This window comes from Desulfitobacterium sp. THU1 (genome assembly GCF_038181555.1).
In the GTDB taxonomy this organism is placed as follows: Bacteria; Bacillota; Desulfitobacteriia; order Desulfitobacteriales; family Desulfitobacteriaceae; genus Desulfitobacterium.
In genome coordinates this window covers 13,242-36,241 of record NZ_JBBWUA010000020.1, presented here as the reverse complement: position 1 = coordinate 36,241, position 23,000 = coordinate 13,242, and the positions used below count along the sequence as shown (strand labels likewise).

Annotated in this window: 21 protein-coding genes and 1 tRNA gene; all 22 read right to left on the bottom strand. The window is 45.8% G+C overall.

What is annotated here, in order from left to right; translation table 11 throughout:
• Window positions 1-3: 3 nt before the first annotated feature.
• The 22 genes from AAC978_RS13575 to AAC978_RS13470 all read right to left on the bottom strand — a co-directional run bounded on the left by AAC978_RS13575 (window position 4) and on the right by AAC978_RS13470 (window position 22,974).
• Window positions 4-765, bottom strand: a complete 762-nt coding sequence (locus AAC978_RS13575; RefSeq protein WP_341548603.1) for an ABC transporter ATP-binding protein — start codon at window positions 763-765, stop codon at window positions 4-6.
• Window positions 750-1,529: an ABC transporter permease gene (locus AAC978_RS13570; RefSeq protein WP_341548602.1), complete on the bottom strand. Its 780-nt coding sequence runs from the start codon at window positions 1,527-1,529 to the stop codon at window positions 750-752. The genes AAC978_RS13575 and AAC978_RS13570 overlap by 16 nt, the downstream gene beginning before the upstream one ends.
• Window positions 1,529-2,494 carry an ABC transporter substrate-binding protein gene (locus tag AAC978_RS13565; protein ID WP_341548601.1) on the bottom strand — a complete coding sequence of 322 codons (966 nt, stop codon included), beginning with the start codon at window positions 2,492-2,494 and terminating at the stop codon, window positions 1,529-1,531. The genes AAC978_RS13570 and AAC978_RS13565 overlap by 1 nt, the downstream gene beginning before the upstream one ends.
• A 68-nt stretch (window positions 2,495-2,562) precedes the next feature.
• Complete coding sequence (locus AAC978_RS13560) at window positions 2,563-3,798, bottom strand: ATP-grasp domain-containing protein (protein WP_341548600.1); 1,236 nt, start codon at window positions 3,796-3,798, stop codon at window positions 2,563-2,565.
• 77 nt (window positions 3,799-3,875) lie between these two features.
• On the bottom strand, window positions 3,876-4,616 hold the full coding sequence (locus AAC978_RS13555) for a glycosyltransferase family 2 protein (protein ID WP_341548599.1): 741 nt from the start codon (window positions 4,614-4,616) through the stop codon (window positions 3,876-3,878).
• Between the two features lie 2 nt (window positions 4,617-4,618).
• On the bottom strand, window positions 4,619-5,761 hold the full coding sequence (gene rffA, locus AAC978_RS13550) for a dTDP-4-amino-4,6-dideoxygalactose transaminase (RefSeq protein WP_341548598.1): 1,143 nt from the start codon (window positions 5,759-5,761) through the stop codon (window positions 4,619-4,621).
• A 226-nt stretch (window positions 5,762-5,987) separates the two neighbouring features.
• Window positions 5,988-7,901: a selenocysteine-specific translation elongation factor gene (selB, locus tag AAC978_RS13545; RefSeq protein ID WP_341548597.1), complete on the bottom strand. Its 1,914-nt coding sequence runs from the start codon at window positions 7,899-7,901 to the stop codon at window positions 5,988-5,990.
• 4 nt (window positions 7,902-7,905) lie between these two features.
• On the bottom strand, window positions 7,906-9,333 hold the full coding sequence (selA, locus tag AAC978_RS13540; protein WP_341548596.1) for an L-seryl-tRNA(Sec) selenium transferase: 1,428 nt from the start codon (window positions 9,331-9,333) through the stop codon (window positions 7,906-7,908).
• An 85-nt stretch (window positions 9,334-9,418) separates the two neighbouring features.
• Window positions 9,419-9,515 (bottom strand) — tRNA-Sec (locus AAC978_RS13535).
• A gap of 70 nt (window positions 9,516-9,585) precedes the next feature.
• Window positions 9,586-10,311, bottom strand: a complete 726-nt coding sequence (locus AAC978_RS13530; protein WP_341548595.1) for a formate dehydrogenase accessory protein FdhE domain-containing protein — start codon at window positions 10,309-10,311, stop codon at window positions 9,586-9,588.
• A gap of 188 nt (window positions 10,312-10,499) precedes the next feature.
• Window positions 10,500-11,177, bottom strand: a complete 678-nt coding sequence (locus AAC978_RS13525; protein ID WP_341548594.1) for a formate dehydrogenase subunit gamma — start codon at window positions 11,175-11,177, stop codon at window positions 10,500-10,502.
• Entirely contained in the window at window positions 11,177-11,992 is an 816-nt protein-coding gene (locus tag AAC978_RS13520) for a 4Fe-4S dicluster domain-containing protein (protein WP_341548593.1), read from the bottom strand. The genes AAC978_RS13525 and AAC978_RS13520 overlap by 1 nt, the downstream gene beginning before the upstream one ends.
• Before the next feature lie 3 nt (window positions 11,993-11,995).
• Window positions 11,996-15,046 carry a formate dehydrogenase-N subunit alpha gene (fdnG, locus tag AAC978_RS13515; RefSeq protein ID WP_341548592.1) on the bottom strand — a complete coding sequence of 1,017 codons (3,051 nt, stop codon included), beginning with the start codon at window positions 15,044-15,046 and terminating at the stop codon, window positions 11,996-11,998.
• A 248-nt stretch (window positions 15,047-15,294) separates the two neighbouring features.
• Entirely contained in the window at window positions 15,295-15,756 is a 462-nt protein-coding gene (locus tag AAC978_RS13510; protein WP_341548591.1) for a DUF4342 domain-containing protein, read from the bottom strand.
• Window positions 15,719-16,543, bottom strand: coding sequence for a DNA repair protein RecO (gene recO / locus AAC978_RS13505; protein ID WP_341548590.1), 825 nt, complete (start codon window positions 16,541-16,543; stop codon window positions 15,719-15,721). Before recO ends, AAC978_RS13510 begins: the two co-directional genes overlap by 38 nt.
• Before the next feature lie 35 nt (window positions 16,544-16,578).
• Window positions 16,579-17,235: a deoxyribose-phosphate aldolase gene (gene deoC, locus AAC978_RS13500; RefSeq protein WP_341548589.1), complete on the bottom strand. Its 657-nt coding sequence runs from the start codon at window positions 17,233-17,235 to the stop codon at window positions 16,579-16,581.
• Between the two features lie 5 nt (window positions 17,236-17,240).
• The gene (gene era, locus AAC978_RS13495) at window positions 17,241-18,152 is read right to left on the bottom strand and encodes a GTPase Era (protein ID WP_341548588.1); all 912 of its coding nucleotides are present in this window, start codon (window positions 18,150-18,152) and stop codon (window positions 17,241-17,243) included.
• 73 nt (window positions 18,153-18,225) lie between these two features.
• The gene (locus tag AAC978_RS13490) at window positions 18,226-18,645 is read right to left on the bottom strand and encodes a cytidine deaminase (protein ID WP_341548587.1); all 420 of its coding nucleotides are present in this window, start codon (window positions 18,643-18,645) and stop codon (window positions 18,226-18,228) included.
• 93 nt (window positions 18,646-18,738) lie between these two features.
• Window positions 18,739-19,125 carry a diacylglycerol kinase family protein gene (locus AAC978_RS13485; protein WP_341548586.1) on the bottom strand — a complete coding sequence of 129 codons (387 nt, stop codon included), beginning with the start codon at window positions 19,123-19,125 and terminating at the stop codon, window positions 18,739-18,741.
• A 1-nt stretch (window position 19,126) separates the two neighbouring features.
• Window positions 19,127-19,600 (bottom strand): rRNA maturation RNase YbeY, encoded by a 474-nt coding sequence (gene ybeY, locus AAC978_RS13480; protein ID WP_341548585.1) that lies wholly within the window; start codon window positions 19,598-19,600, stop codon window positions 19,127-19,129.
• 79 nt (window positions 19,601-19,679) lie between these two features.
• The gene (locus AAC978_RS13475; RefSeq protein ID WP_341548584.1) at window positions 19,680-21,989 is read right to left on the bottom strand and encodes an HD family phosphohydrolase; all 2,310 of its coding nucleotides are present in this window, start codon (window positions 21,987-21,989) and stop codon (window positions 19,680-19,682) included.
• 13 nt (window positions 21,990-22,002) lie between these two features.
• Entirely contained in the window at window positions 22,003-22,974 is a 972-nt protein-coding gene (locus tag AAC978_RS13470) for a PhoH family protein (protein ID WP_341548583.1), read from the bottom strand.
• Between the last annotated feature and the right edge of the window lie 26 nt (window positions 22,975-23,000).

Here is a 23,000-nt window from a genome sequence, read left to right as displayed (position 1 = left end):
TGATTAAACATCCAACAGAGCATATACTTGCTCATAGAGTTCAGCGTAGCCCTTAGTCCCCACATCTCTTGGTCTTGCCAAGGAATTGGGGATTATTCTTTTTATCCCTCCGCTCCCCCTCTGACCCATCACAACAATCCGCTCCGAGAGGAGTATTGCTTCCTGAATATCATGCGTTACCACGACAATCGTGACTCCGGTTTCCCGCCAAACTTTGAGGAGCAGGTTCTGGAGTGATAAACGAGTTAAGGCATCTAAGCTACCGAAAGGTTCATCCATAAGCAAAACTTTGGGTTGAAGTGCTAAAGCCCGAGCCATAGCAGCTTTTTGCTTCATTCCCCCCGAGAGCTGGTGAGGATAACTATCCTCGAATCCGTCCAGTTCTACTAAATTCAGATACTTAGAGGCTATCTCGCGGTTCGCCCTCACACTATCGCCCACATGATGGACTTGCAGGGGATAGACAATATTTTGCATAACGGTCTGCCAAGGGAAGAGCTGGTTAAAATCCTGAAAAATCATCATCCGCTTGACTTCAGGCTTCACAATTTCTTGGCCATCCATAAGGATGTTCCCCGTATGGGGGTGGTCAAATCCGGCAATTTGTCTTAACAGTGTGGTTTTACCACATCCTGAAGGCCCTAAAATAGCTAAAATCTCTCCCTGCTGAATATCGAGATTGATATTCTCCAGTACTTTTAGAGTTTTGCCTGATCCTTGATAATATTTTTCGACCGACTTAAGTTGAATTAGCTCATTCCCCATTTTTTGATAGTCCTTTCTTCAATTACAGCAAAGAAAAAGTCCTCAACAATAATCCCAATCAGGACAATCACAAAGAGTCCGGCAAAGAGTCCGGGGGTATCCATAAAAACCCTTTGCTTGAAAATATACCACCCCAAACCACCTTTGGCGCCCACAGCACCAAAGATCATCTCCGCACTAATCAACGCTCGCCACGCCCTAGCCCAACCGATGCGCAACCCGGAGAGCACATAGGGTAAGGAAGCCGGAATTAAGATATCCTTAATGATGCGAAAGCGATTTAAACCTAGGTTCAAGCCAACCTCTTTGTAGATGGTCGGTATGGATCGGAAACCGGTCATCATATTCAAAATCAGCGGCCAAATGACCGAATGCACAATAATAACGAGAATGGAGAGCGTGTCGGTGCCAAACCAAATGATAATTAAAGGCAATAATGCTATTCCCGGCAAAGGATGGGCAATAGCTACCAGGGTATCTACAAGTCCGTCAACCATTTTATTGCTGATAGCCAGAGAGCTTATCATAATAGCCGCCAGCAGGCTGATGAGAAGCCCCTGGAGGATTAAGGCTAGGGAAAAACCCGTCTGAATGATGATTTCCCCACTGACAACCGAATCGCCTAAGGCCCTTGCAATAATTAACAAGGACGGGAAAATGGCTGTCGGAAAGACTCCACTTTGGGCGGTCAGTTCCCAAACTGCTAGGATGGCTATCATCCAAAATAATCTGGTCTTCAATTTGTGGTAAGACTCGTTATTCATTATTTACCATCCCAAATTACTTCCTTTAGATTAGCTGGTTGGCCCTTGATCAGTCCATATTTCTGCATGAAGTCAGCAAATTCCATAACACCTTGAACTTCAAGGCCATAGGTGGTATCCGAACGCTCCAGATAATTTGCTAGCTCTGCTTCATCCATCTGATAGGCCTTGGCTAGTATATTCACCGTTTCCGTTGGATTACCTTCCATAAATTTTATTGCTTCGGCCAATGCTTCAAGGAATGCCTCATAGACCGCAGGCTGTTTTTCATAGAACTTCTCGGTTGTAACACCTACGGCAAAAGTAAAGTCTTCTCCCATAACCTCTTTGCCGTCCAGAATTTGATGGATTCCCGGTTCCTCAAGCTCCATAAATAAATAGGGTGGCGTCGTAAAATGGGCACTGATTTCACTCCCTGCCAACAGTGCATTCATACCATCAGGATGGTCAAGTGTGACCAATTGATTGTCCAATCTCTTGGGATCCCCCCATAGTTTGTCAGCCGCCATGGCCAGTAAAATATGCTGGATGCTTCCGGGCTGAGGCAAGGCTATCCTATCTTCCGGCGTAAAATCCGCAATGGATTGAATCGATTCTTTATTGACCACCAGCCCAATGGGACTGGTGGAAAGTCCGCAAGCAATCTTCCATTCCATGCCTTTATCCCAACCGATCAAAAAAGGTGGAATGGCCATAAAGCCTACATCCAATTCCCCTGCCAACATCGCCTCCCGAATAGCCGTAGTATTACCGAGTTGCCGCCAGCTTACTTCGATTCCAGGTAATTTGCTTTCTAAAAGCTGCTTTTCTTTCATAATCTGTAACGGGGCATAGGCAAGACCGTATTGCTCGGCAATCTTTATTTGCAGCTTATTTTCTTGAACTTTACTTGATGTATTGCAGCCTACTAAAGTCAAGCTAAGAAGTGTTATGGCAAGGATAGGTAAAAGAATTTTGCTCTTCATAAAATTTACCTCCTCTAGTGTTCATCATGTCATCTATTTCAGATTTTAGCACTGGATTTCTTACTGTTTTATTTCCGACAAAGCAAATCCATAAGCATATTCTTCCCCTGTGTATCCCTAATCTCCAGACACTCAAAAGCCTTTTCTATCTTAAATCTCAAACGATCAGCAGAATCAGCCTGAAATAGCATATACCCGACTCGCTGAGTAGCATTTTGGATTTCTTGAATCATACTCCCCACCTGATAATTGAACCCGCCGGTAATCGCCCCCGATCTAGCCACTATTTCCTCCATGGGCACCATCCTACCGATTGTTCCCGGCTCAGTGAAAATCATTTGAACAGATGCATGGTTTGCATTATGTTTAAAGTCGTATTGTTCAAGGGCAGTATAGTCTATGTCTTGCCCTGCAGCATGGTGGATTAGCATTTCGAGAATATCTACCCCCGTAATCACCGGTAATAATTCATCCTCGTAAGCTCCCCCGATCCTGCAAGCGATCTCATTGACCTTGATACCTTCCGAGCCGATCAGCATTTGAAAATAAATGGGTCCGTTTTGAATGCCAAAGGCCTTGACTATTTTGTTGGTAAGCTCTTCTATCTCTTGAGGATAGTTAGCAAGATGCTTTGAAGGAAAATTATGAGCAATACAAACGCCGATGTGGTGGCCATTTGTAATTGTTTGCCTGTCTGTCACCGTCAAGATATGGGCTTTGCCGTTGCGAACCCAGCCGCTCAGGGTGATTTCTTCACTCGGATAAAATTCTTCGACTAGGATTTCATCTTCTCTGGAGTAGCTTAAGACATCAGGCAATAAGCTTCGTATTTGTTGTAGAGACTCGACTTTATAAACCCCACGTTGCCCCTGGCTGTCTAGGGGTTTCATGACCACTGGGAATCTTAAGCCCTTAAGTTCAGCCTCCTCGAAATCCTCCTGGATGAGTCGATATTCGGCGCTGGGAATTCCATTTTCCTTAAATATCTTCTTCATCACTTTTTTATGAGTTACAGCTTTTGCTTGCTCAACACCTAAAAAAGAGGGCAACCCTAATTCATTAGCTACTTTTGCGCAAGTCAACACGGGTTGATCCGTGCCAACAGTCAAAATGCCATCGATTCTATACTGGCGGGCAACAGCTAGGCACCCTTGCGCATCAAAGGTACTGGTCAACTCGCTGTACTCAGCGAACTTCTTCCCTGGGGCATCATCTAAATAGTCGGCAACGATCACCGTATGCCCTTTTCCTTTAGCCCGCAGTATAGCATTAATCTGAATGTTACTCCCGCCTAGAATTAGCAATCTAGCCAGAGCTATTCCCTCCTGACACTTTACGGAATACCATTGAGATACTCCCTAATCAATCTTGTAATGATAGCTTATCGTTTTATCTCCGCTATTTCATATTGTGGGGGAGTGGTCCTTGCGAATTTGGCAATCCCCGGGCCATAGTTAAGCAGAATCTTTAGATATAGCCTAACTAATTTTAAGATGCTGTAATTGGATTGCCCAGATTCCCTTTTATGATGCTCGACTTCAATATTTCCTACTACAACTCGCTGTTTAAAGATAATCGCCGAAATGTAGACAAAAGAAGTTCGGTCCTCAATAATTTTGGCAACTAAATCCTGACGAAGGATACGAAAACTACTCACTTTGATTCCGGCAGGCTTGTTGATCATGAGGTTGAAGAGCAGGTCTCTTAGCACTCCACCCCAATAGCGATACCCTTGAACCTTCTTAGTGGACAGTGGTGGCAAACCGTAAACTACATCATAACCCTCTTGAATTTTCTGCCAAAGCTTAACGATCTCCTCGGGAGGATTCTGCAAATCATCATCCATGATGACTGTATAGTTTCCGGTGGCATAACGCAAACCGCACATAATAGCATTTTGCTGACCATAATTCCTCTTGAGCTGAATGACCTTGATTCGTAACTCCACCCTATGCAGCTCAAGCATTTTGCCAAAGCTGTCATCTTTACTGCCATCATCAACTAAAATGATCTCGAAATCAAGGTTAAGTTTATTTAGGGCTTCCTTAAGGCTGTAACAAAGCTTTTCTAAGGTCTTCTGACTATTATAGACAGGAACAACAACACTCATCTTTTCCATCATAATCACAAGCCGCCGATAACGGCTTCAGCAGCCTTAAGGACAAAGTGATACTCGTCTTCCGTCATTCCGGCATATAGGGGCAAACGCAGCAAGCCTTGCGCTGATTTCTCTGTGATCGGCAAATCACTGGGCTTATATCCCATTTTTCTCCCCATCGGAGAGCTATGAAGAGGTAGGAAATGAAAAGAAGCAGCCACTCCCCTGCTTTTTAATTCTGCCAAGACGAAGTCTCTGATAGCTTGGCTATTGAACATAACCCAGAAGATATGATAATTGGCGTCACACTCTGAGGAAATCTCCATCATTCTAAGGATCCCCTGCTTTTCATAGGGTTCAAAAGCATGGCGATAGGCAGCGTACACAGCTTTCCTCTTCTCCGTAATTTCCTGCATCGCCTCAAGCTGAGCCAACAATACGGCCATGAGCATATCAGAAGGAGAATAGCTCGAACCCCAATCAAGCCAATTGTAGTTATGCACATCGCCACGCAAAAACTGACAACGATTCGTGCCTTTTTGCCGAATGATCTCAGCTTTCTCGATAAGCTGAGTATTTTTCTGATTGATCAGCAAGGCCCCACCCTCACCACAGGTATAGTTCTTAGTGCCATGAAAACTATAACAGCCAAAGTCACCGATGGTTCCAAGATTCCGCCCCCGATATTTTGCATTCACTCCTTGAGCGGCGTCTTCAATAACCTGTAAATGATGATTCGAGGCAATTGCCATAAGTCTGTCCATGTCGCACGCTACTCCGGCATAGTGAACAGGGATCATGGCTTTAGTCTTTGTGGTAATCTTTCTCTCTAGGTCTGCGGGATCAATGTTTAAAGTGTTAGCTTCTACTTCTGCGAAAACCGGCTTCGCTCCTCTTAACAATACCGCATTGGCAGTTGAAGAAAAGGTAAAGGAAGGCATGATCACCTCATCATCTGGTCCCAGATTGGCGAGGATCGCCGCCAGCTCCAAAGCATGAGTGCCTGATGTCATCATCAGCGCCTTATGTGCCTTAAAGCTATTCTCAATAAAAGCTGTAACCCTCTCAGTGTAATATCCATCTCCGCTTATTTGGCTTCTTTCCATGGCATCAATAACATACTTCTTTTCTTTTTCCGACAAATAAGGCTTAAAGCTTGGAATATTCATAAAAGATCCCTTCTGTTCTTGTCGTACTTTTCTCAATCTTATTCTATTATATAGTGTGCCTAGTTTGTTTCAAGAGATTTTAATTCAATACTCTATAAGAAGTATTGATGTAGCATTCTCGATATTTCTAACAAAGAGATATTAGAAGGCTTCGAGGAGAATTTCTCTTCGAAGCCTTCTAGCATACTTTTAGAAGTATTGCTGTCTTGAGGGAAGCCCAGTCATATTAAAAATCTAGGTAGTGAGGTCCCGGTATGCGAACATCTTCTTTTCTTAGGGTGATTTTCAGCTTATCAAAATACTCCAGATAAGCAACAACAGTTTTTCTGCCGATCTGAAGAGCATCGCGGACTTCCGCCACGCTAATGGTTCCTTGGGCATCCATTAAGGAGCGTATGGTTTGCAAGACCGTTTGCATAGCTTCTTTATGGACGAGGATGCCTTGGCCCAGATCCACTAGTTGACCCGATTTGAGAAAGAATCTGACAATCTCCTCGATGTCAACCGGTTTTAAGTTGGTATCCTTGGCAACCTGTTGGGTACTTCCGGTGTTCACCCCATAGGTCAAAAAGGCCTTCTCCATAAGGGCTATTTCCTTTGAGCCTAGGATTCTATCTAAGGCGATCTCGTTAGGTTCCGACAAGTAATTGCCCTCTGATTTAAGTCGTTGATTGGTGATAAAGTGATTGAGCAAAGCAGCAAAGTCTTTCGGATCTATAACCTGAAATACACCGCTTTTCATTTCTTCCTTATCGATTTGATAACGATAGGGATATTTACTGTACATTTTTCTAAACGCAGCAATTACTTTCGTATAATACTTTTCTAATTGAATGTGACTTAGATATTTAGACGTTTCCTTTAATAAAATGAGTTTTCCTGAGGCAACTTCTTGATCTAGGGTTTCCTGGACCTGACTCCTATCTGCATTCAGAGCTTGCCATAAGTCATCAATCCCAAGAGGTTTTTCTGAAGAATTTATTACCAAGGAGGTTAACTCTTCCAGAGTACCCTTTTCGCCGATGCCCATGGCCTCCAGGGTCTCCGGAGCAAATCGCAGCCTGTTTTTAGTCGTATGATACAGGATCCAGCCACCACCAATCGTCACCTCTGGTGAATAGCTACGGATAATAAAGCGGTCTTTACGCAGAATTACGACCGGTTCTTCAAAACGCAGCTGTACATAGCCTTTACTTCCCTCAGTAATCTCATCCGCTCCCAGAAGTCTGACCCGAGCCAGAACCTCCTTCGTTCCACTGTGCAAATGCACTCTTTGATTATGGATCAAGCTGCCTTTGCCTTTGACAGTGTAGACAAGAGCATCAGCAATACGAATTGGATTCAAGGTCCCTTCATGTGCCGCCGTATCCCCGCGTTTAATTTCTGATTTTTCAAGTCCGGTGAGATTTAAAGCACAACGATCACCTGCGGTTGCTTCCTCAACACCGGTATTATGCACTTGAATTCCCTTGACACGCGCAGTAAGCTCCGCAGGATATATTTCTACAGTATCTCCTTTGTTTACTTTGCCGCCGGTTATGGTTCCGGTGATGACGGTGCCATGACCGGTCATGGAAAACACTCTGTCAATGGGCAGCCGGAACATCTCTCGTCCCTCTCTAGCGTGTACTTTCAAAGCAAGTTCATCTAAAATTTCCAACAGCTGAGGAATTCCTTCACCCGTTACAGAGGATACCGGGACGATCGGGCTTCCTTCCAATGTTGTCCCCTGAACTGCATTTTTAATATCTTCAGTGACCATTTCCAGCCATTCATCATCGACAAGATCGGTCTTCGTTAAGGCAATGACACCGGACTTTACATTGAGAAGGTTTAGAATATCTAAGTGTTCCCGGGTTTGCGGCATGATTCCTTCATCAGCTGCAATGACTAACATGACCAGATCGATCCCCGTAGCACCGGCCACCATGGTCTTGACGAATTTCTCATGTCCGGGAACGTCGATGATGGACAGCATTTGACCGGAAGGTAGCGTCAAGGCGGCAAAGCCCAGTTCAATAGTCATCCCGCGACGTTTTTCTTCCACAAGACGATCGGTGTCAATATCGGTCAGTTTCTTTACAAGTGATGTTTTGCCGTGGTCAATATGACCAGCTGTTCCTAAGATAATCTTCTTCATCCATTCACCCCACGATGCCCTGCAAGGCCTGCGCAATAATTGGGAACTCGGTTGGCAATATCGTTCGAACATTCAACAGGACTTTATCCTTATGTATTCTGCCTATAATCGGGATGGCTGCTTTTCTGAGAAGGATCTGCAGCTCATTGGCAGACAATCCCACTATCGTTAGAGATATCGCTTTGCCCTTTAACAAAACATCGGGCAAAGAGCCACCCCCTGCTTCGTCTTCAACATCCGCGATTTCAGTCTGGCACCGATCACCTAGCACAGCAAGCAGTTGCCTTTCAAGTTCCTGAGCTCTCAGCAATAAATCTTCCACATTTAAATCCAACATGTTTAAAGCCGGAATTTGTTCTACAGCCTTTTCCGGGTTCAGATAGATAGCCAATACTGCAGTCAAGGCAGCGATAGAACTTTTATCACAACGGACAATACGGGCAAGAGGGTTCTTCTTAATCTTATCAATCAAAGCCTTCTTACCGACGATTACCCCAACCTGCGGGCCGCCTAACAATTTATCGCCACTAAATGTGATGAGATCCACGCCGCTAGCGATAACTTCCTGAACTGTAGGTTCATAGGGCAGTCCGATTTGGGTCAGATCATAAAGGCAGCCGCTACCCAAATCCTCCATGACCAGCACATTCTTTTCCCTACCCAGCTTCACTAAATCCTGACGTGAGACTTCCGTAGTAAAGCCGGAGATCCGGTAATTGCTGGTATGTACTTTCAGTAAAACAGCCGTAGTTTCGGAAAGGGCTTGGGCGTAATCCTGGTCTTTCGTTTTATTCGTGGTGCCGACTTCGATCATAGTACAGCCGCTAGCGGAAATTATATCCGGAATACGAAAGCTTCCCCCGATTTCAACCAACTGACCTCTGGAAACGATGACCTCCATTTGGTTAGCCAAAGTATTCAGACTTAAAAACACTGCTGCCGCGTTATTGTTGACGACCATCGCGCTTTCGGCACCGGTCAAGCGGGCAATGAGCGGCTCAATATGAGCATGACGAGAGCCTCGCTGTCCACTTTCCAGATCGAACTCTAGGTTACTGTACCCTTCATTAACCTTGTGTATTTGAACTATCGCCTCACGAGGCAGAGGTGCTCTTCCCAAATTAGTATGAAGCACAATGCCCGTTGCATTGATTACTTTCTTTAGGCCGATATTCTGTTGCTCACTAATTTTACTTCTAATCTTCTCCATCAAATAAACAGTAATCTCCTGACGATTGAGGGGGGACATTGATTCCGCAAATGATGAGTCAGCGTGGAGCTGTTCCCTGTATTCATCTATGATCTGCGTTAGTGTACTAGTAAGCATAGGCTTGCCAATCTTGTGCAGCAAAGCCACCACTTCAGGGTGCTCGAGGATTTCATTTATCGGAGTGATGGTTCGTAGAGCTTTGTGTAGTTGATCCTTCTCCAAAACAATGCCTCCCTATGTAAAGGGACATGAATTCCGCAGCTCTCAGCCGCTTGCTCATGCCCATCGCAATCATCATCATGTTTAATGGCGGGAATGTGTAGGAGTCGAACCTACCTCGGCCGGATCACCCACCCGACAACGGATTTGAAGTCCGCGGAACCCACCGGGATCCATCCATCCCCATTAATAGTTATACCATATCTAATATAATTTTCAAATAATTATCTTTATTATCTCCACTAATTGTACTTATTAGTTCCACCCTTTTTGTCCAGCAAGCCATTGTTCTGCAGCATAATTGAGGGGCATCGTGCGGATGTCCTCCCACACCAAATCCTGGACATTCATTTCTCGCAAATCCACCTGCTTAAAGTATGAACCGCAATCAGAGCAGACACACACTTCAATTCCTGGATAGTTTGCAGATTTAAGATAGGTCTGGTTTTTCGCATCCTCACTGCCACAGCTTGCGCATCCGGAAGCGTTGACAGGTCTTTGATAGCTGCAAACTAGGCATCTCTGATAGCGTTTACCTAACGGTCGAGCCAAAACAGTCATAAAATGCTTTTCTCCGCAGACTGGGCAGGCACCAAAAAGCTGATTCTCTTCACTAGGAGCCGGAACACGCGTCTGACAAGCCTGGGCAACACCCGCCAGAGCTAATTGCAACCGAGCGGCAATAGCGTCCTCCAAAGTCTCCCCTCTCTTGAAATCGTGTAGGAGGACACGCAATTCAACACCTTCCCGGGGATCACCTGCAACTTGATTTAGCCTTTCCCACAACTCTATAATGCTATCCTCGGGTAAACTATCGAGCGTAAAATAAGGTGAGGTCTGGGCAAGACGGACTGCTGCTACAGCCTCCGGAGCCTTACTGTCTTGCCAAAGCTGTATCTCAGCTTGTAATTTTAGATAATTTTCTCTAACTGCTGCCAAATGCTGTTCATTCAGCTCATTGTTTGGAATATTCCTCTGCACAATTCACCCTCCTTACAGAAAACCTGACTTCGCAACAATGCGAAGTCAACAGTCCTCAAGATTCGTTTTAAAATCATTCTATATGAGTTATACATCACTCAATATTCCGTTAAAGGAAGTCTGTTGCAAGCCCTGAGTACGGAATAATCCAAGGAGGCCTGCAACAGACTTATCATACCACAGAATAATTAGGATTTCTCTTCTTTCTGAAGCTCCTCATACCAAGCACCATGATGGGCCTTGGCGAAAGCTTCGGGAACATGACCCTTTACCATCCCCTGCAAGGCAACCCGTGACTCTGGGTGCAATAACGAAAGATAGATATGCCCAATTAAGGCTGCTGTCATAAAGATCATGGACAAATCATGAATCGGGTAGGCTAACCGCACTAATCCGATGGGGAAGTAGTGGGGGAACCACATAATAACCCCGCTTAGGGTAATAAAGACTGTACCAAAGATGGTGATTAGGGAGTTAATTTTTTCCCCTCCGTTATACTTTGCTTGAGGAGGGTAATTGCCATGGCCACCAAAAAACTCGACGGCAAAAGCCTTCACATGCATCACATCAGCTTTCGTCCAGACAAACACGTCACGTAACCAGGACCAGTGATGCTTTCGTTCACCGATGAAGAACAACAGTCCGACAATGACGACAAAGACTACTGCAAAAACACGGTGAATGATTCGTGCATTATCAATACCGCCTACTATCGCCATGACTGGTCGGAAAGTCACTGACATAACGGCTAGACCTGTAAAAAGGAGAATCAAGTAGGACGCGGCGTGAACCCAGTGGCTCAACCGCTCCCCCCCAGTGAATCTCAGAACTTTTCCTTCAGGGACTTGCTTCGCATTTTGTGCCATTATAGTGCCCCTCCTTTCCCCTGGTGGTCATCATCTACAAAATGCTCCCTGCTGTAATTGCCTTTAGCCACATTGACCAAAGTTCCAACAAGAACTGCTGCAGCTGCACCACCACAGGCAATCGCACCCAGCGGGCGAGCGATATCTTTCCAAAGGGTTAGGGTAAAGGGAACCGTGGGATTGGCCGGTAGACCATAAGATTCAGGAGTATCGAGCAGAATATACTTATAAAGTGTTCCCCCGACAACATCCTTGCCGTAGAGATTCGCCTTGGGATAGTTGGTTTTGAGCTCAGCCAGACGCTGTTCGGCTTTTGGCATCATGTCAGAGTCATCACCAAAGGTAAGGGTCCCTGGCTGACAAATAGCAACGCAAGCAGGTTCCAGACCATTTTCCACACGTTCCCAGCAACCGGTGCACTTAGACGCCTTTTTAGTCGTCTCATCAACCCGGGGAATGTTAAAGGGGCAGTTCGTGACACAATAGCCACAACCAATGCATTTGTCCTTATCAATGACCGTAAATCCAGTCTCGGTTTTGGATATAGCATCCGATGTGCAAGCCTTTTGACAGGCAGCATCGGCACAATGAAAGCATTGCGCTTTCCGCATCATCCAAAGCATTTTATTGTTCTCATACTTTTCATCAAAAGCAATATAGGTGTAAGTGTTGGGATCCAAGTCTTTAGTAGATTGATAGCTTTTCACCAGAGTCGTTTTGACCGCCGGTAAATCATTCCATTCTTTACAAGCTGCCGAACAGGCTTTACAGCCGGTACATTTGGAGGTGTCGACTAAAATCATCTTTTTACTCATCGCCTACGCCCTCCTTATGTTGACTAGACAGCACTTGTATTCTGGTGTGCCCGCTGTAGGATCAATAGCACTAATTGTCAGGTTATTAGTGCTTGGTCCAGGACTGAGTGACGCAAAGCCCCAGCTCCAGGGCATACCAATGGTCTCAGAATCCTGTCCGTTGATTTTCAGGGTCTGTATTCTGTCCGTAACCAAAGCGACAACCTTGACTTGACCCCGAGCAGAAGATACTTCCACCATGTCGCCCTCTTTAACACCGATCTTTTGAGCTAGGTTTTTGCTGATCTCGGCAAAGGGCTGAGGCATTAACTCATTGAGCATGGGGATATTTCTCGTGATTCCGCCGGCGCAGAAATGTTCAACCATACCATAAGTTGTTAATACGTAAGGGAAATTTTCCTTTGTTCCATGGTTCGTGACCCCGGGCAGGTAGTTCGGGATGGGAACCGTGGGGTTGGAGTTTACATTCTTGTGTAGTGCATTTTCGGTAGGGCTTTCGACGGGCTCATAAAATTCAGGCAGCGGTCCGTCATTGCATTGACCGGCAATCCTTACACCAATGGGCGGCAAACCATCAGCAGGGGGAGTTGCTGGGATTCCACTGAAATACTTGGCGGTGAATAGACGACCTACTCCTTCTGGATTCATCCGGAAAGAAAGTTTTCCTTGCGGTGTATCCGGTCCCTTGGTTTTATCAGGCACATCGGCGCCGTCGTTACCTTCCCAAGAATTCTTGGCTGCATCCCACCAAATCAGCTTGAGTTTGTCATCAAGAGGTTTACCGTTCATATCACAGGAGGCACGATTATAGAGAATGCGGATATTACCCGGCCAGGAGAAGCTCCAGTTCCGGTAAAGGCCGAGTCCTGAAGGATCCTCATTATTGCGGCGAGCAGTGAGATTGCCATTACCCGTAGCGCCGGCATAAATCCAACAGCCTGATGAGACCGTGCCGATAGGTGCTTTAAGATAATCCCCGATAGTCGGCAATAATTTACCGGTTGTTTCATCATAACCACTGATTTCCTGTAGAACTTTCAGCGGATCCGGATGTTGCCCATAATCCCAGCGGGCATTAAGAATCGGGGCATCCTTGGGATCCGTGCTTCCGGCATAGAGCTCTTTAAGCTTGCGATAGATAAGATCCAGCATATCCAAATCCGGCTTGGATTCGCCTAGAGGCTTCAACGCAGCATCTTTCCACTGAATCCAACGACCTGAGTTCGATAGTGTGCCCCCTTTCTCATAAACAAAAGCAGCCGGGAGCATTATAACTTCCGTATTGATCTTTGAGGGGTCGACGAGAAGCTCGCCGGTGGTCGGATCCTTTTCACGCCAAAATTGCGCGGTCTCGATCTCGTAAAGATCGGCCACGACCAACATATCCAGCTTAGCCAAGCCTTCACGAACGATTTGTCGGTTGGGGATGGATACCATGGAGTTCGATCCAAAATTAAGGAGAATCTTAAATTGATCCCCATTAATATATTCCCAGAGCTTTACCATGCTGTAGTTTTTGGTTGAGTTGTACTTAGGCAGGTAGTCAAAGCAATAATCATTTTCCTTAGTTGCCTTATCTCCAAACCAGGCTTTCAATTGAGCAACAATATGCTTCTCAAAGAAAGAACCGCTGCGAACCAAATAACTACGAAGATCTTTATCCGTATGAATCGGAGCTGGCAGATAGCCTGGCAAATTAGCAAAAAGATTGGCCATATCGGTAGAACCCTGAACATTAGGTTCACCACGAAGAGCCTGAATCCCGCTACCGGCCTTGCCCACGTTGCCCAGAAGCAGCTGGATAATAGCATAGCATCGTATGCCCTGAACGCCGGTAGTATGCTGGGTCATGCCCAGCGCATAGAGTATACTACCCGGTCTAGTGTTGCAGAACGTATCAGCTATTTCCTTAATCTTTTCAGCTGGAATACCACTGATATCCGCAGCAGTTTCTAGCGTATAGCGGGAGAAATGTTCCTTCAGCTTGCTAAAGACTGTGTCCGGATCCTCTAAGCTTTCAGCTATAGCGGGCTTGTTCTCCTCATCGAGTTGGTAGGCCCAGCTATCAAATTTATATTTTTTGGTTTCCGCATCGAAGCCAGAAAACAGACCATCCTCAAACTTGAAGTCCTTGCCGATTTTATATTGGGCATTCGTGAAGTTAAGGATATAGTCCTCATCGTAAAGCTTGTTATCGATGATGTACTTAATGATTGCGCCTAAATAAGCAATATCAGCACCAGGTCGAACCTGAGCGAAGATATCGGCTTGTGAAGCGGTCCTGGTGAATCGAGGGTCAACTACAATCACCTTAGCACCGTTTTCCTTTGCCTTGTTGATCCAACGCATAGCAATAGGATGGTTTTCAGCGCAATTGCTGCCCGCAATCAGGAAGCATTTTGTATTTTGCATATCTGGCCATGAGTTGGTCATGGCACCGCGACCAAATGAAGGTGACAAACTTGCCACCGTGGGAGCGTGTCATATCCGGGCCTGATGTTCGTTATAAGGTGTTCCGATAAGCTCGGATAGTTTTTTAATCAGGTAGGACTCTTCATTATCGACTTCAGCTGATCCAAGGACAGCAATGCCGTCAGCACGATTCACTTCATAAGTTTTACCACCGATTTCTTCGGTAGCTACCCAAGTCGTGTCGCGAACTTCCTTGATCTTTGAGGCAATCTTATTGATGGCTTCATCCCAGGAGATCTCTTGCCAATCGCTAGCTCCCGGTGCTCTGTACCTCGGCTTAAGGACCCGGTTGCTATCGTCAGCAATATGACTTAGGCTGGCACCTTTCGGACAGAGGGCACCGGAATTTACCGGATTATCCGGATCTCCATCTAAATAAACAATCTTCTCATCTTTGATGTGAAGCAGTAAGCCGCATCCGCCGGAACAGAAATGGCAGATGCTAGGAATTTTTGTGGTTCCTTCGATTCTGAGCGCAAAGCCTTGAGCTTGGGCGATCTGCGGATCAAACCCAAGACCGGAAGCCAAAGCTATTAAGGATGCCCCAGAAAGCTTAAGAAACCCACGACGAGTTACTTCCATCTAATCTCCCCCTCTATTTATTTTAGTAAGCGAAATAAAATATATATCATCAATTGTGTCATACGCAACATAAATTGTCAAACTATTTTGACAATAAAGAAAGTGAGAACTTTCCATAACTCTTCTAATTTCCCAACTGAAATAGGAGAGCATTAAAAGGTGGCGCAAATGTTTTAACTAAAGAATGACTTAGTATGCAAAAAGGCTTCGAAGAAATAATATCTCTCCGAAGCCTTCCTTTGTAATTTCTATTGGAGCCCGACCTCTCCCTCAGCATAGGTCGTAGGATAGGTTGCATGATAATAGGGTTCGAACTCCTCTTCGTCCATCATCGATTCCAGTTCCAATTCATAATTTTGCATGGCAGCAGCGGCTACTCCCACTAATCCCAGTACACGCAGAGCCGGACGCCTCCAGATCATATACCCGATAGCAACGCCCAGAGGTGCAGAGATACTGAATACTGTGCGAGCATTATGCTTGATTTTAACCTGACTTTGCCACATCCGATTGAATTGATGCTTGGTACCGTTCCAGAACTTACCGACCTTTCCGTGTTCGAGCTCTAATTCTCTTTCGCAATCGGCTAGAGCCTGAATCACATCGCCGTTAGCCCTTTTTAAGGCACGGTTTGCTTCTTCATAGGAAAGATTTAAGCGGTCACAAAGAACATCAATTTTCTCCAGTTCGGTCCACAACGTTTCGCTCATGATTTGGATCATCCTTTCCGCTTGGGTTTTGTCCCACGTTGACCAAGCGGCTCCCCATACTCCATGATTTTAATCGTTTATCTAGAGTTTGTTCACAAAAAAACTGTAAGGTATCGAGAATTTCTTTCTTCATCCACTCATTCCAACGCAGCCGATTAATTTTTTCCAAATCCCCTTGTAGAAGCTGCCTCATCAGCCCTAGACTTCCGCCACTTACCCATCGTCCTATGATAGGGGTACCAGCTTGAGCTTGACAAGTCCGGCAGACCACCCCTCCTGATTCAGGACTGAAGAGGTGACGTTCTCCTTGAATCTTTTGTCCACACTCTGCACATTCCATGAAGCGAGGACGATAACCAAGCTGGGTCATAAGCTTCAAGGTATACGCGCTCTGAACGAGAGCTGGGTCACAGGTTTCCACGAGGAATAGACTGGAAAAAATGAGGGTGAAAAGTTCCGGATGGGGCTGACCGGGAATTGTGGCTACATCCAGTAACTCTGCCATAGCCGTCGCCGCCATGCTCATGTCTAAGTCCGCCCACAAATGCGGAAAACTTTCTTTGGAGCTGACCTGATTGATTGTGTCTAGTGTTTTACCCTTATGTATCAAATATTCTGCATAGGTAAACAACTGGGCACCTGCTCTTTGGCGACTTTTAGGTTTACGAACCCCCTTGGCAATGGCTTGGATTTTCCCGTACTCTCTGGAAAATAAAGTGAGCAAACGGTCAGATTCCCCGTACTCTCGGCTTCGAATCACCAGAGCATCGGCGTGGTAAACACCCACATCCTCACCTCTTAGTCTTTGTAAAAATCACATTCTTATTCTTTGATCAATTGCACACCAGAGCTTGTTCCCAAGCGATCCGCTCCAGCCTCTACTAGCTGCAACGCAAACTCACGGGACCGTATCCCTCCGGAAGCTTTTACCTTTACAGATTCGCCTACCCAAGCCTTCAGATTGCGAACATCTTCTATCGTCGCACCGCCACCGGCAAAGCCCGTAGAAGTCTTGATGTATTCTGCACCTGATGCTTTGACGATCTCAGCAGCCTTTTGCTTCTCTTCTTCTGCAAGTAAAGAGGTTTCAATGATGATCTTAACAGTGACACCGCAGCAATGGGCTGCCTCAACGGCTCGGAAAATATCCTTTTCTACCGCTTCCCATTTACCTGACTTAGCCCAACCAATATTCATAACGATATCTACTTCCCGAGCTCCATGAGCTTTCGCGGCGAAGATCTCTTGGACTTTGATTTCTGTCATCGTTGCACCGAGTGGAAAGCCGATGACAGTCGCGACACCTACACCACTCCCATGCAAGAGCTTGGCAGCGGTACAGATATAGGCCGGATTGATACATACAGTAGCAAACTTATGTTGCTTCGCTTCGTGACATAAATTAACGATATCCTTTTCCGTAGCATCCGGTTTTAAAATGGTGTGATCAATCATTCCCGCAAGGTTCATTCTCCTCATCCTTTCTAGCTTCGATTAGAATATCCGAATTCCCGAAGGCTTCTTCCTCGGTTCCGCCAATCCTTCTCTACTTTGACAAAAAGCTCAAGGAACACTTTACTACCCAGCAGCTTTTCAATATCTTGCCTGGCTAAACTGCCAATCTCCTTCAGGACCTTTCCCTCATGGCCAATAATAATCCCTTTTTGGGAATCGCGTTCTACCACGATTACGGCACGAACCTTGACGAGGGTCTTCTTTTCCTCTACGCTTTCTACCACCACAGCAATAGAGTGGGGAACTTCATCCCGCGTGAGCTGAAGCACCTTCTCTCGCACTAGCTCGGCCATGATGAAACGTTCCGGTTGATCAGTAACTTCATCCTCCGGATAATACATGGGCCCTTTCGGCAGTTCTTTAAAAATAATCTTCATTAGCTCTTCTTTGTTTTCTCCTGTTTTCGCAGAGAGGGGAACGATGGCTAGAAAATCCTTCAAGTCGGAAAAATCCTTGATTTTCTTTAATAGCTTATCCTTCTCAATCAGATCGATTTTATTCAGCACCAGAATGCAAGGTGTTTTAACCTGCTTAAGATTTTCTAATATGTATTGCTCACCCGCCCCGAATTCTGCCGTAACGTCGACCATGTAAAGAATAATATCCACTTCCCGAAGTGATTCCAGAGCTGAATCGACCATGAATTCGCCAAGCTTATGCTTTGGTTTATGAATTCCCGGTGTGTCCAGAAAAATTACCTGACCCCGCTCTTCGGTCAATATACAATGGATTTTATTCCTTGTGGTCTGGGGTTTATCGGACATGATCAGTATTTTTTGCCCGAGCAACTGATTAAGCAAAGTGGACTTCCCAGCATTAGGACGCCCTATGACTGTGACAAATCCCGATCGAAATTCATCATTAGGTTTATTACCTAGCAAATTACTCACTTCCTTATCAAAACTGCCTTTAACAACGCATATTACAAACATTATAAAAGGTCAAGCTTCAAGCTTAACCTAAGAATTCCGGTCCAAAAGAGTCAGGGAGCAAGACACTTAGTCGAGTAGTTTTAGTTTGTCCCTTCCCATTGACTAAAATAACCAAACTATCCTGAGAAAATTCACGTAATACCTGACGACAAGCACCGCAGGGCGAAGGAAAGGCTTCGGTGGGTACGGCAATTGCCACCGCCTTCAGGCGTCGCTCCCCATGAAAGGCAGCATGAAAAACTGCATTGCGCTCAGCACAAAGAGTTAACCCATAACTGGCATTCTCCACATTGCAACCGGAAACGATCCTCCCGGATTCCCAGAGGGTGGCGGCCCCGACAGGGTAGTGCGAATAGGGTACATAGGCATTTTTATAGGCCTCTTGAGCCTCATGGATTAAGATTTCCATTTGTTCTCGGGAAATTTCCTGAACTGAATCCATAGGATCTCCTTTCGTCTTTATATACTGCTGACATTAACATCAGAGAACTAATTATTACTTGGGTCGTGTAGCTTTTGGGTTTTCTGAGGCCTGTTATAGTAGTAAACCAAGAAACTTAACTAAAGGCGGCCCAAATAATACAACCCCCACCCCAACAGCCATGATAACTGCAATCAGAACAGCACCAGCCGCGACATCCTTTGCTAACCCAGCTAAGGGGTGAACATTAGGCTCAGCAAGATCCACGGCAATTTCCAAAGCTGTATTAATAGCCTCTGCCGTCAGCACGCTGCTAATGGTCAGGAGTAAAATTGCCCATTCCCAACGCTCAAACCCCAGCCCAAAGGCCGTCAAGAGGACTACTATGGTGGCGAAGAGATGAATGCGAAAGTGCTTCTGAGTCTTTACGTTATAGAATATCCCTCGGAAAGCATTTTGAAAACTTCCCCACTCTGAATTCCCCCGATGATGCTGACCCATATCAACGCACCAAGCCGATTTCGCCCATGATAGCTTCCTCTTGTTTACGCATTTCTGCTTTTTCCTCTTCCTCCATATGGTCATAGCCCTGGAGATGAAGTGTTCCATGGACGGCTAAATAAATCAACTCTCGCTCAAAGGAGTGTCCATATTCTGTAGCCTGGGCTCGCGCACGCTCTACTGAAATAATAATATCCCCCAACAAATTGTCTTCATAATCAAGGATATCGGGTTCTTCATCCCCCTCTTCTTGCAAAGCGAAGGATAAGACATCCGTTGGCCGATCCACGCCCCGATAGTCGCGGTTAAGTTCATGTATTCTTTCATCATCCACTAAAGTAACACTTACTTCAGCTTCCTCTGACCCACCGGTCATGGTGATAGCCTTTTCAATCCCTTGCTTCAGGAGCCCTGAGAGTCTTTCACGATCTCCCAACAGAATGCTTTCTTCTTCCCAATTAATATCTAAAATCATTGGTGTGGAGCCGCATCTGCGACTCCTCACCCCCTTCCGTTAACTTGATACCCTCACTTTAAGTTAAAGATCAAGCGTCCTATGAAAGACTCTTTGCACCAGGCTTATTCTGATCCAAGGAATCTTGAGTTATCGTATTATCTGTGTCTGGTGATTCAGTCTGCTCTATGTCAGCTTTCTCTATATCGATCATCTCTGCTTCAGCTTTCTCTAAATCAGCTTCATCCGTATCTTCCCCTTCCCCAAGGAGCATAGGTGTTTCCAGCTCTTGTTTAGGCTGTAGTTCAGGATACTCTACTCGAGAATGGAAAATGCCACTAAGAATGCGAACAAAAGCCGAAGCAATCTTATCCAAGTCTTGGAAGGTCAGATTACACTGGCTGAGCTGATCATCATTAAGCTTGTCCTTAATAATCTTGCGGACTAAACCTTCGATTCGTCCTGGGGTAGGCTGCTTCATGGCACGGACCGCAGCTTCCACACTGTCTGCCAGCATCACCAGGGCTGCCTCTTTCGTCTGAGGCTTTGGGCCCTCATAATGAAAGGCTTCTTCGGGGACGCTGGCATTGTCTTCTAAGGCTTTATGGTAAAAAAAGCTCACCACGCTATCCCCATGATGTTGGGCAATAATATCCTGAATAACTTGGGGAAGCTTTTCTTCTTTGGCCATCTCCAGTCCATCCTTAAGATGGGAAGTGATAATCAAGGCACTGAGAGTTGGAGCAATCTTATCATGAGGGTTGTCTTGAGCAAATTGATTCTCAATAAAGAAATAGGGCCTTTTTAATTTTCCGATATCATGGTACAAGGCTCCCACCCGAACCAAGATAGCATCGGCTTGAACCTCTTCAGCCGCAGCCTCCGCAAGATTACCCACCAATATGCTGTGATGATAGGTCCCCGGGGCCTCCATTAACAGCCTCTTCAACAAAGGTCGATTCGGGTTGGAAAGCTCCAATAGCCGAATGGCTGAAGTGATACCGAAGCCCGACTCAAACCAATGGAGTGTTCCTACCGCAAGGACCGAGGAGAAAACTCCGTTCACAAGGCCAAGACCAACGCTGATCAGCCAAGTCGTAATGCGCATACCCGAAACCATGGCAATACCACTCACCGTTATGACGTTCACTGCGGCTATATAAATCCCCGCCCGAGCTAAATCTACTCTCTGGCTCAATAAGGATACACTGTGTACGCCCACCAAGCCACCAAATAGGGCAACGAGAGAAACCTGCCAACCTGTGGTAGACGAGATCGACGGATCCGCCAACAAACCTACAAATACAGACAGAATAGCAGCTGAAAAATAGGCGATTTCTACATCCACCAGAATGGCAATGGTCATAGTAGCCCAAGCCACAGGGATTAAGATACCAGCTAAAGCACTATATTCGGCCTCCCCCAAGTTCAAGGCGATAACACCCTTACCCATAGCCAGAACCAACAACATCATCAAACCGATCAGCACTAACTTCCTGGCTAAAAGATCAACCTTTCTCCGATACTGATAGGCATAAAAAAGCAGAGTTCCCATACTAGCAATCACAATTAGAGTGATTCCGGCAATCGTGCGCCAGGGCGAACGATTTTCTACTAGGCCATAAGCCGCGAGAACTTGCATGATCTCTTCATCCACAATTTCTCCCGGTCCCACAATCTTCTGGTTAGCTTTGTAGCTGTGCACATCCAGTCGGACCGATGCCCGAGCATCCTGTCTTAAACTCCCAGTAGCTTCACTGTCCTCCATCAAAGTGGGTTGAATGATTTTCGCATCGGCAAATTCACTGAGGAAAAGCTTGAAGACATCTGGAAAAGGAGCATTATCGATATCCTGCTTTATTTTCTGACGAAGGGCAGGAATTTCTTCCTTGCTATGAGCACCCGATTCATCATTGCGAGCATTACCCAGAATGATCTCTGTCGCCCTTTGTTCCTTTTCGTCCAAAAGTTCAACTGAAGTGCTCATAAGTCCCAAGAGTACCTCCTGAGACAAAGCATCAAAGGGTGCAATTTTGCGAAGTGTACTTAAGCGACTAGCCTGATCCTCATTGCCGGTGATCGCTTCCTCCAAAGCGATAAAAGCAGTACTCAAATCGCGAGCAATGCTTGTAAGGTAGTTTTCATCCGGTTTATAGACAGGCTTCACGGCATTAGCCGCCGCCTCTTGATCCTCATAATATTTATCTAAATCCTCGATATTTTTTCCATAGGGTGCTGTCACAAGCTGTGGACTAGGGTCTCCAAGCTCAAGGTTCAGTTTAGAGACAAAAAGTCCCGAAGAGAGCATGCCGATGAACAGCAGAAAACACACCACTAGTGCAGCAATTGGTCGCCAAGTGGTGTTGATATTTGTAAAAGGTTTTATGGAGCTTAAACCGCGGATTTTCAAACGCATCCCTCTTTCACTGACCCGGTCCCGATTTTTCTTCAGCCTTTTCGTATGCTTGAATTATTTTTTGAACGAGAGGATTGCGTACTACATCAGCAGCAGTAAAATAGTGGAAGGCTATATCCGGTATACCTTTAAGGATATTTTGAACTTCCTTTAATCCAGAGTAATGTCCACGGGGTAAATCTACTTGAGTTACATCTCCTGTGACCACCGCATGGGAGCCATACCCTAAGCGGGTCAGAAACATTTTCATTTGCTCAGGGGTCGTATTCTGCGCCTCATCGAGAATCATAAAGGAGTCATCGAGAGTCCGCCCGCGCATATAGGCCAACGGGGCAATCTCAATGGTTCCCTTTTCAACATAGCGTTGAGTCGTTTCCGGACCGAGCAGATCATAAAGCGCATCATAGAGGGGCCGCAAATAAGGATCAATTTTCTCCTGCAGATCTCCCGGAAGAAAGCCCAGCTTTTCACCTGCTTCAACCGCAGGACGAGTTAAGACGATACGGTTGACTTCTTTAGCTCTCAAGGCTAATACAGCCATCACAACCGCTAGATAGGTCTTACCGGTGCCCGCCGGCCCAATCCCAAAGACAATGGAATGCTTCTCTAAGTCTTCAAGATACTTCGCTTGGCCCAAGGTCTTTGCCTTTATCGGTCGTCCTCGATGAGTTGTCGCAATCACCTTAGCAAGCGCATTAGCCATTCCCAATCCACGACCTTCTTCCACTTGGGATATGACATAGGTTACACCTGCAGCCGTCAAATGATGACCCTGACGGACCATATCGAGCAATTCCTTCACTACGGTTTCCATACGTTCAACTTCTACCGGGCTTCCGGTGATGCTCATTTCTTCACCCCGGACCACTAAACGTGCCCCAAGATGTTTCTCCAATATTTTTAAGTGAGCATCTTCAGGCCCAAGTAAATTCATTGCTTCGGTCGCATTTTGCAAATATAGCTTTGATTCTGTTGTCAATTTTTCGCCCCCTGGTGCATGAAACT

What these genes read in the sequence shown, in the direction of transcription:
- AAC978_RS13570 (WP_341548602.1), bottom strand. Translation starts at nt 1,529, where the DNA reads ATGAATAACGAGTCTTACCACAAATTGAAGACCAGATTATTTTGGATG.
- selB (WP_341548597.1), bottom strand. Translation starts at nt 7,901, where the DNA reads ATGAAGAAGATTATCTTAGGAACAGCTGGTCATATTGACCACGGCAAA.
- AAC978_RS13520 (WP_341548593.1), bottom strand. Translation starts at nt 11,992, where the DNA reads ATGAGTAAAAAGATGATTTTAGTCGACACCTCCAAATGTACCGGCTGT.
- AAC978_RS13565 (WP_341548601.1), bottom strand. Translation starts at nt 2,494, where the DNA reads ATGAAGAGCAAAATTCTTTTACCTATCCTTGCCATAACACTTCTTAGC.
- AAC978_RS13485 (WP_341548586.1), bottom strand. Translation starts at nt 19,125, where the DNA reads ATGGGTCAGCATCATCGGGGGAATTCAGAGTGGGGAAGTTTTCAAAAT.
- rffA (WP_341548598.1), bottom strand. Translation starts at nt 5,761, where the DNA reads ATGAATATTCCAAGCTTTAAGCCTTATTTGTCGGAAAAAGAAAAGAAG.
- AAC978_RS13490 (WP_341548587.1), bottom strand. Translation starts at nt 18,645, where the DNA reads ATGGATTCAGTTCAGGAAATTTCCCGAGAACAAATGGAAATCTTAATC.
- AAC978_RS13525 (WP_341548594.1), bottom strand. Translation starts at nt 11,177, where the DNA reads ATGGCACAAAATGCGAAGCAAGTCCCTGAAGGAAAAGTTCTGAGATTC.
- deoC (WP_341548589.1), bottom strand. Translation starts at nt 17,235, where the DNA reads ATGAGGAGAATGAACCTTGCGGGAATGATTGATCACACCATTTTAAAA.
- AAC978_RS13555 (WP_341548599.1), bottom strand. Translation starts at nt 4,616, where the DNA reads ATGATGGAAAAGATGAGTGTTGTTGTTCCTGTCTATAATAGTCAGAAG.
- ybeY (WP_341548585.1), bottom strand. Translation starts at nt 19,600, where the DNA reads ATGATTTTAGATATTAATTGGGAAGAAGAAAGCATTCTGTTGGGAGAT.
- AAC978_RS13510 (WP_341548591.1), bottom strand. Translation starts at nt 15,756, where the DNA reads ATGAGCGAAACGTTGTGGACCGAACTGGAGAAAATTGATGTTCTTTGT.
- AAC978_RS13575 (WP_341548603.1), bottom strand. Translation starts at nt 765, where the DNA reads ATGGGGAATGAGCTAATTCAACTTAAGTCGGTCGAAAAATATTATCAA.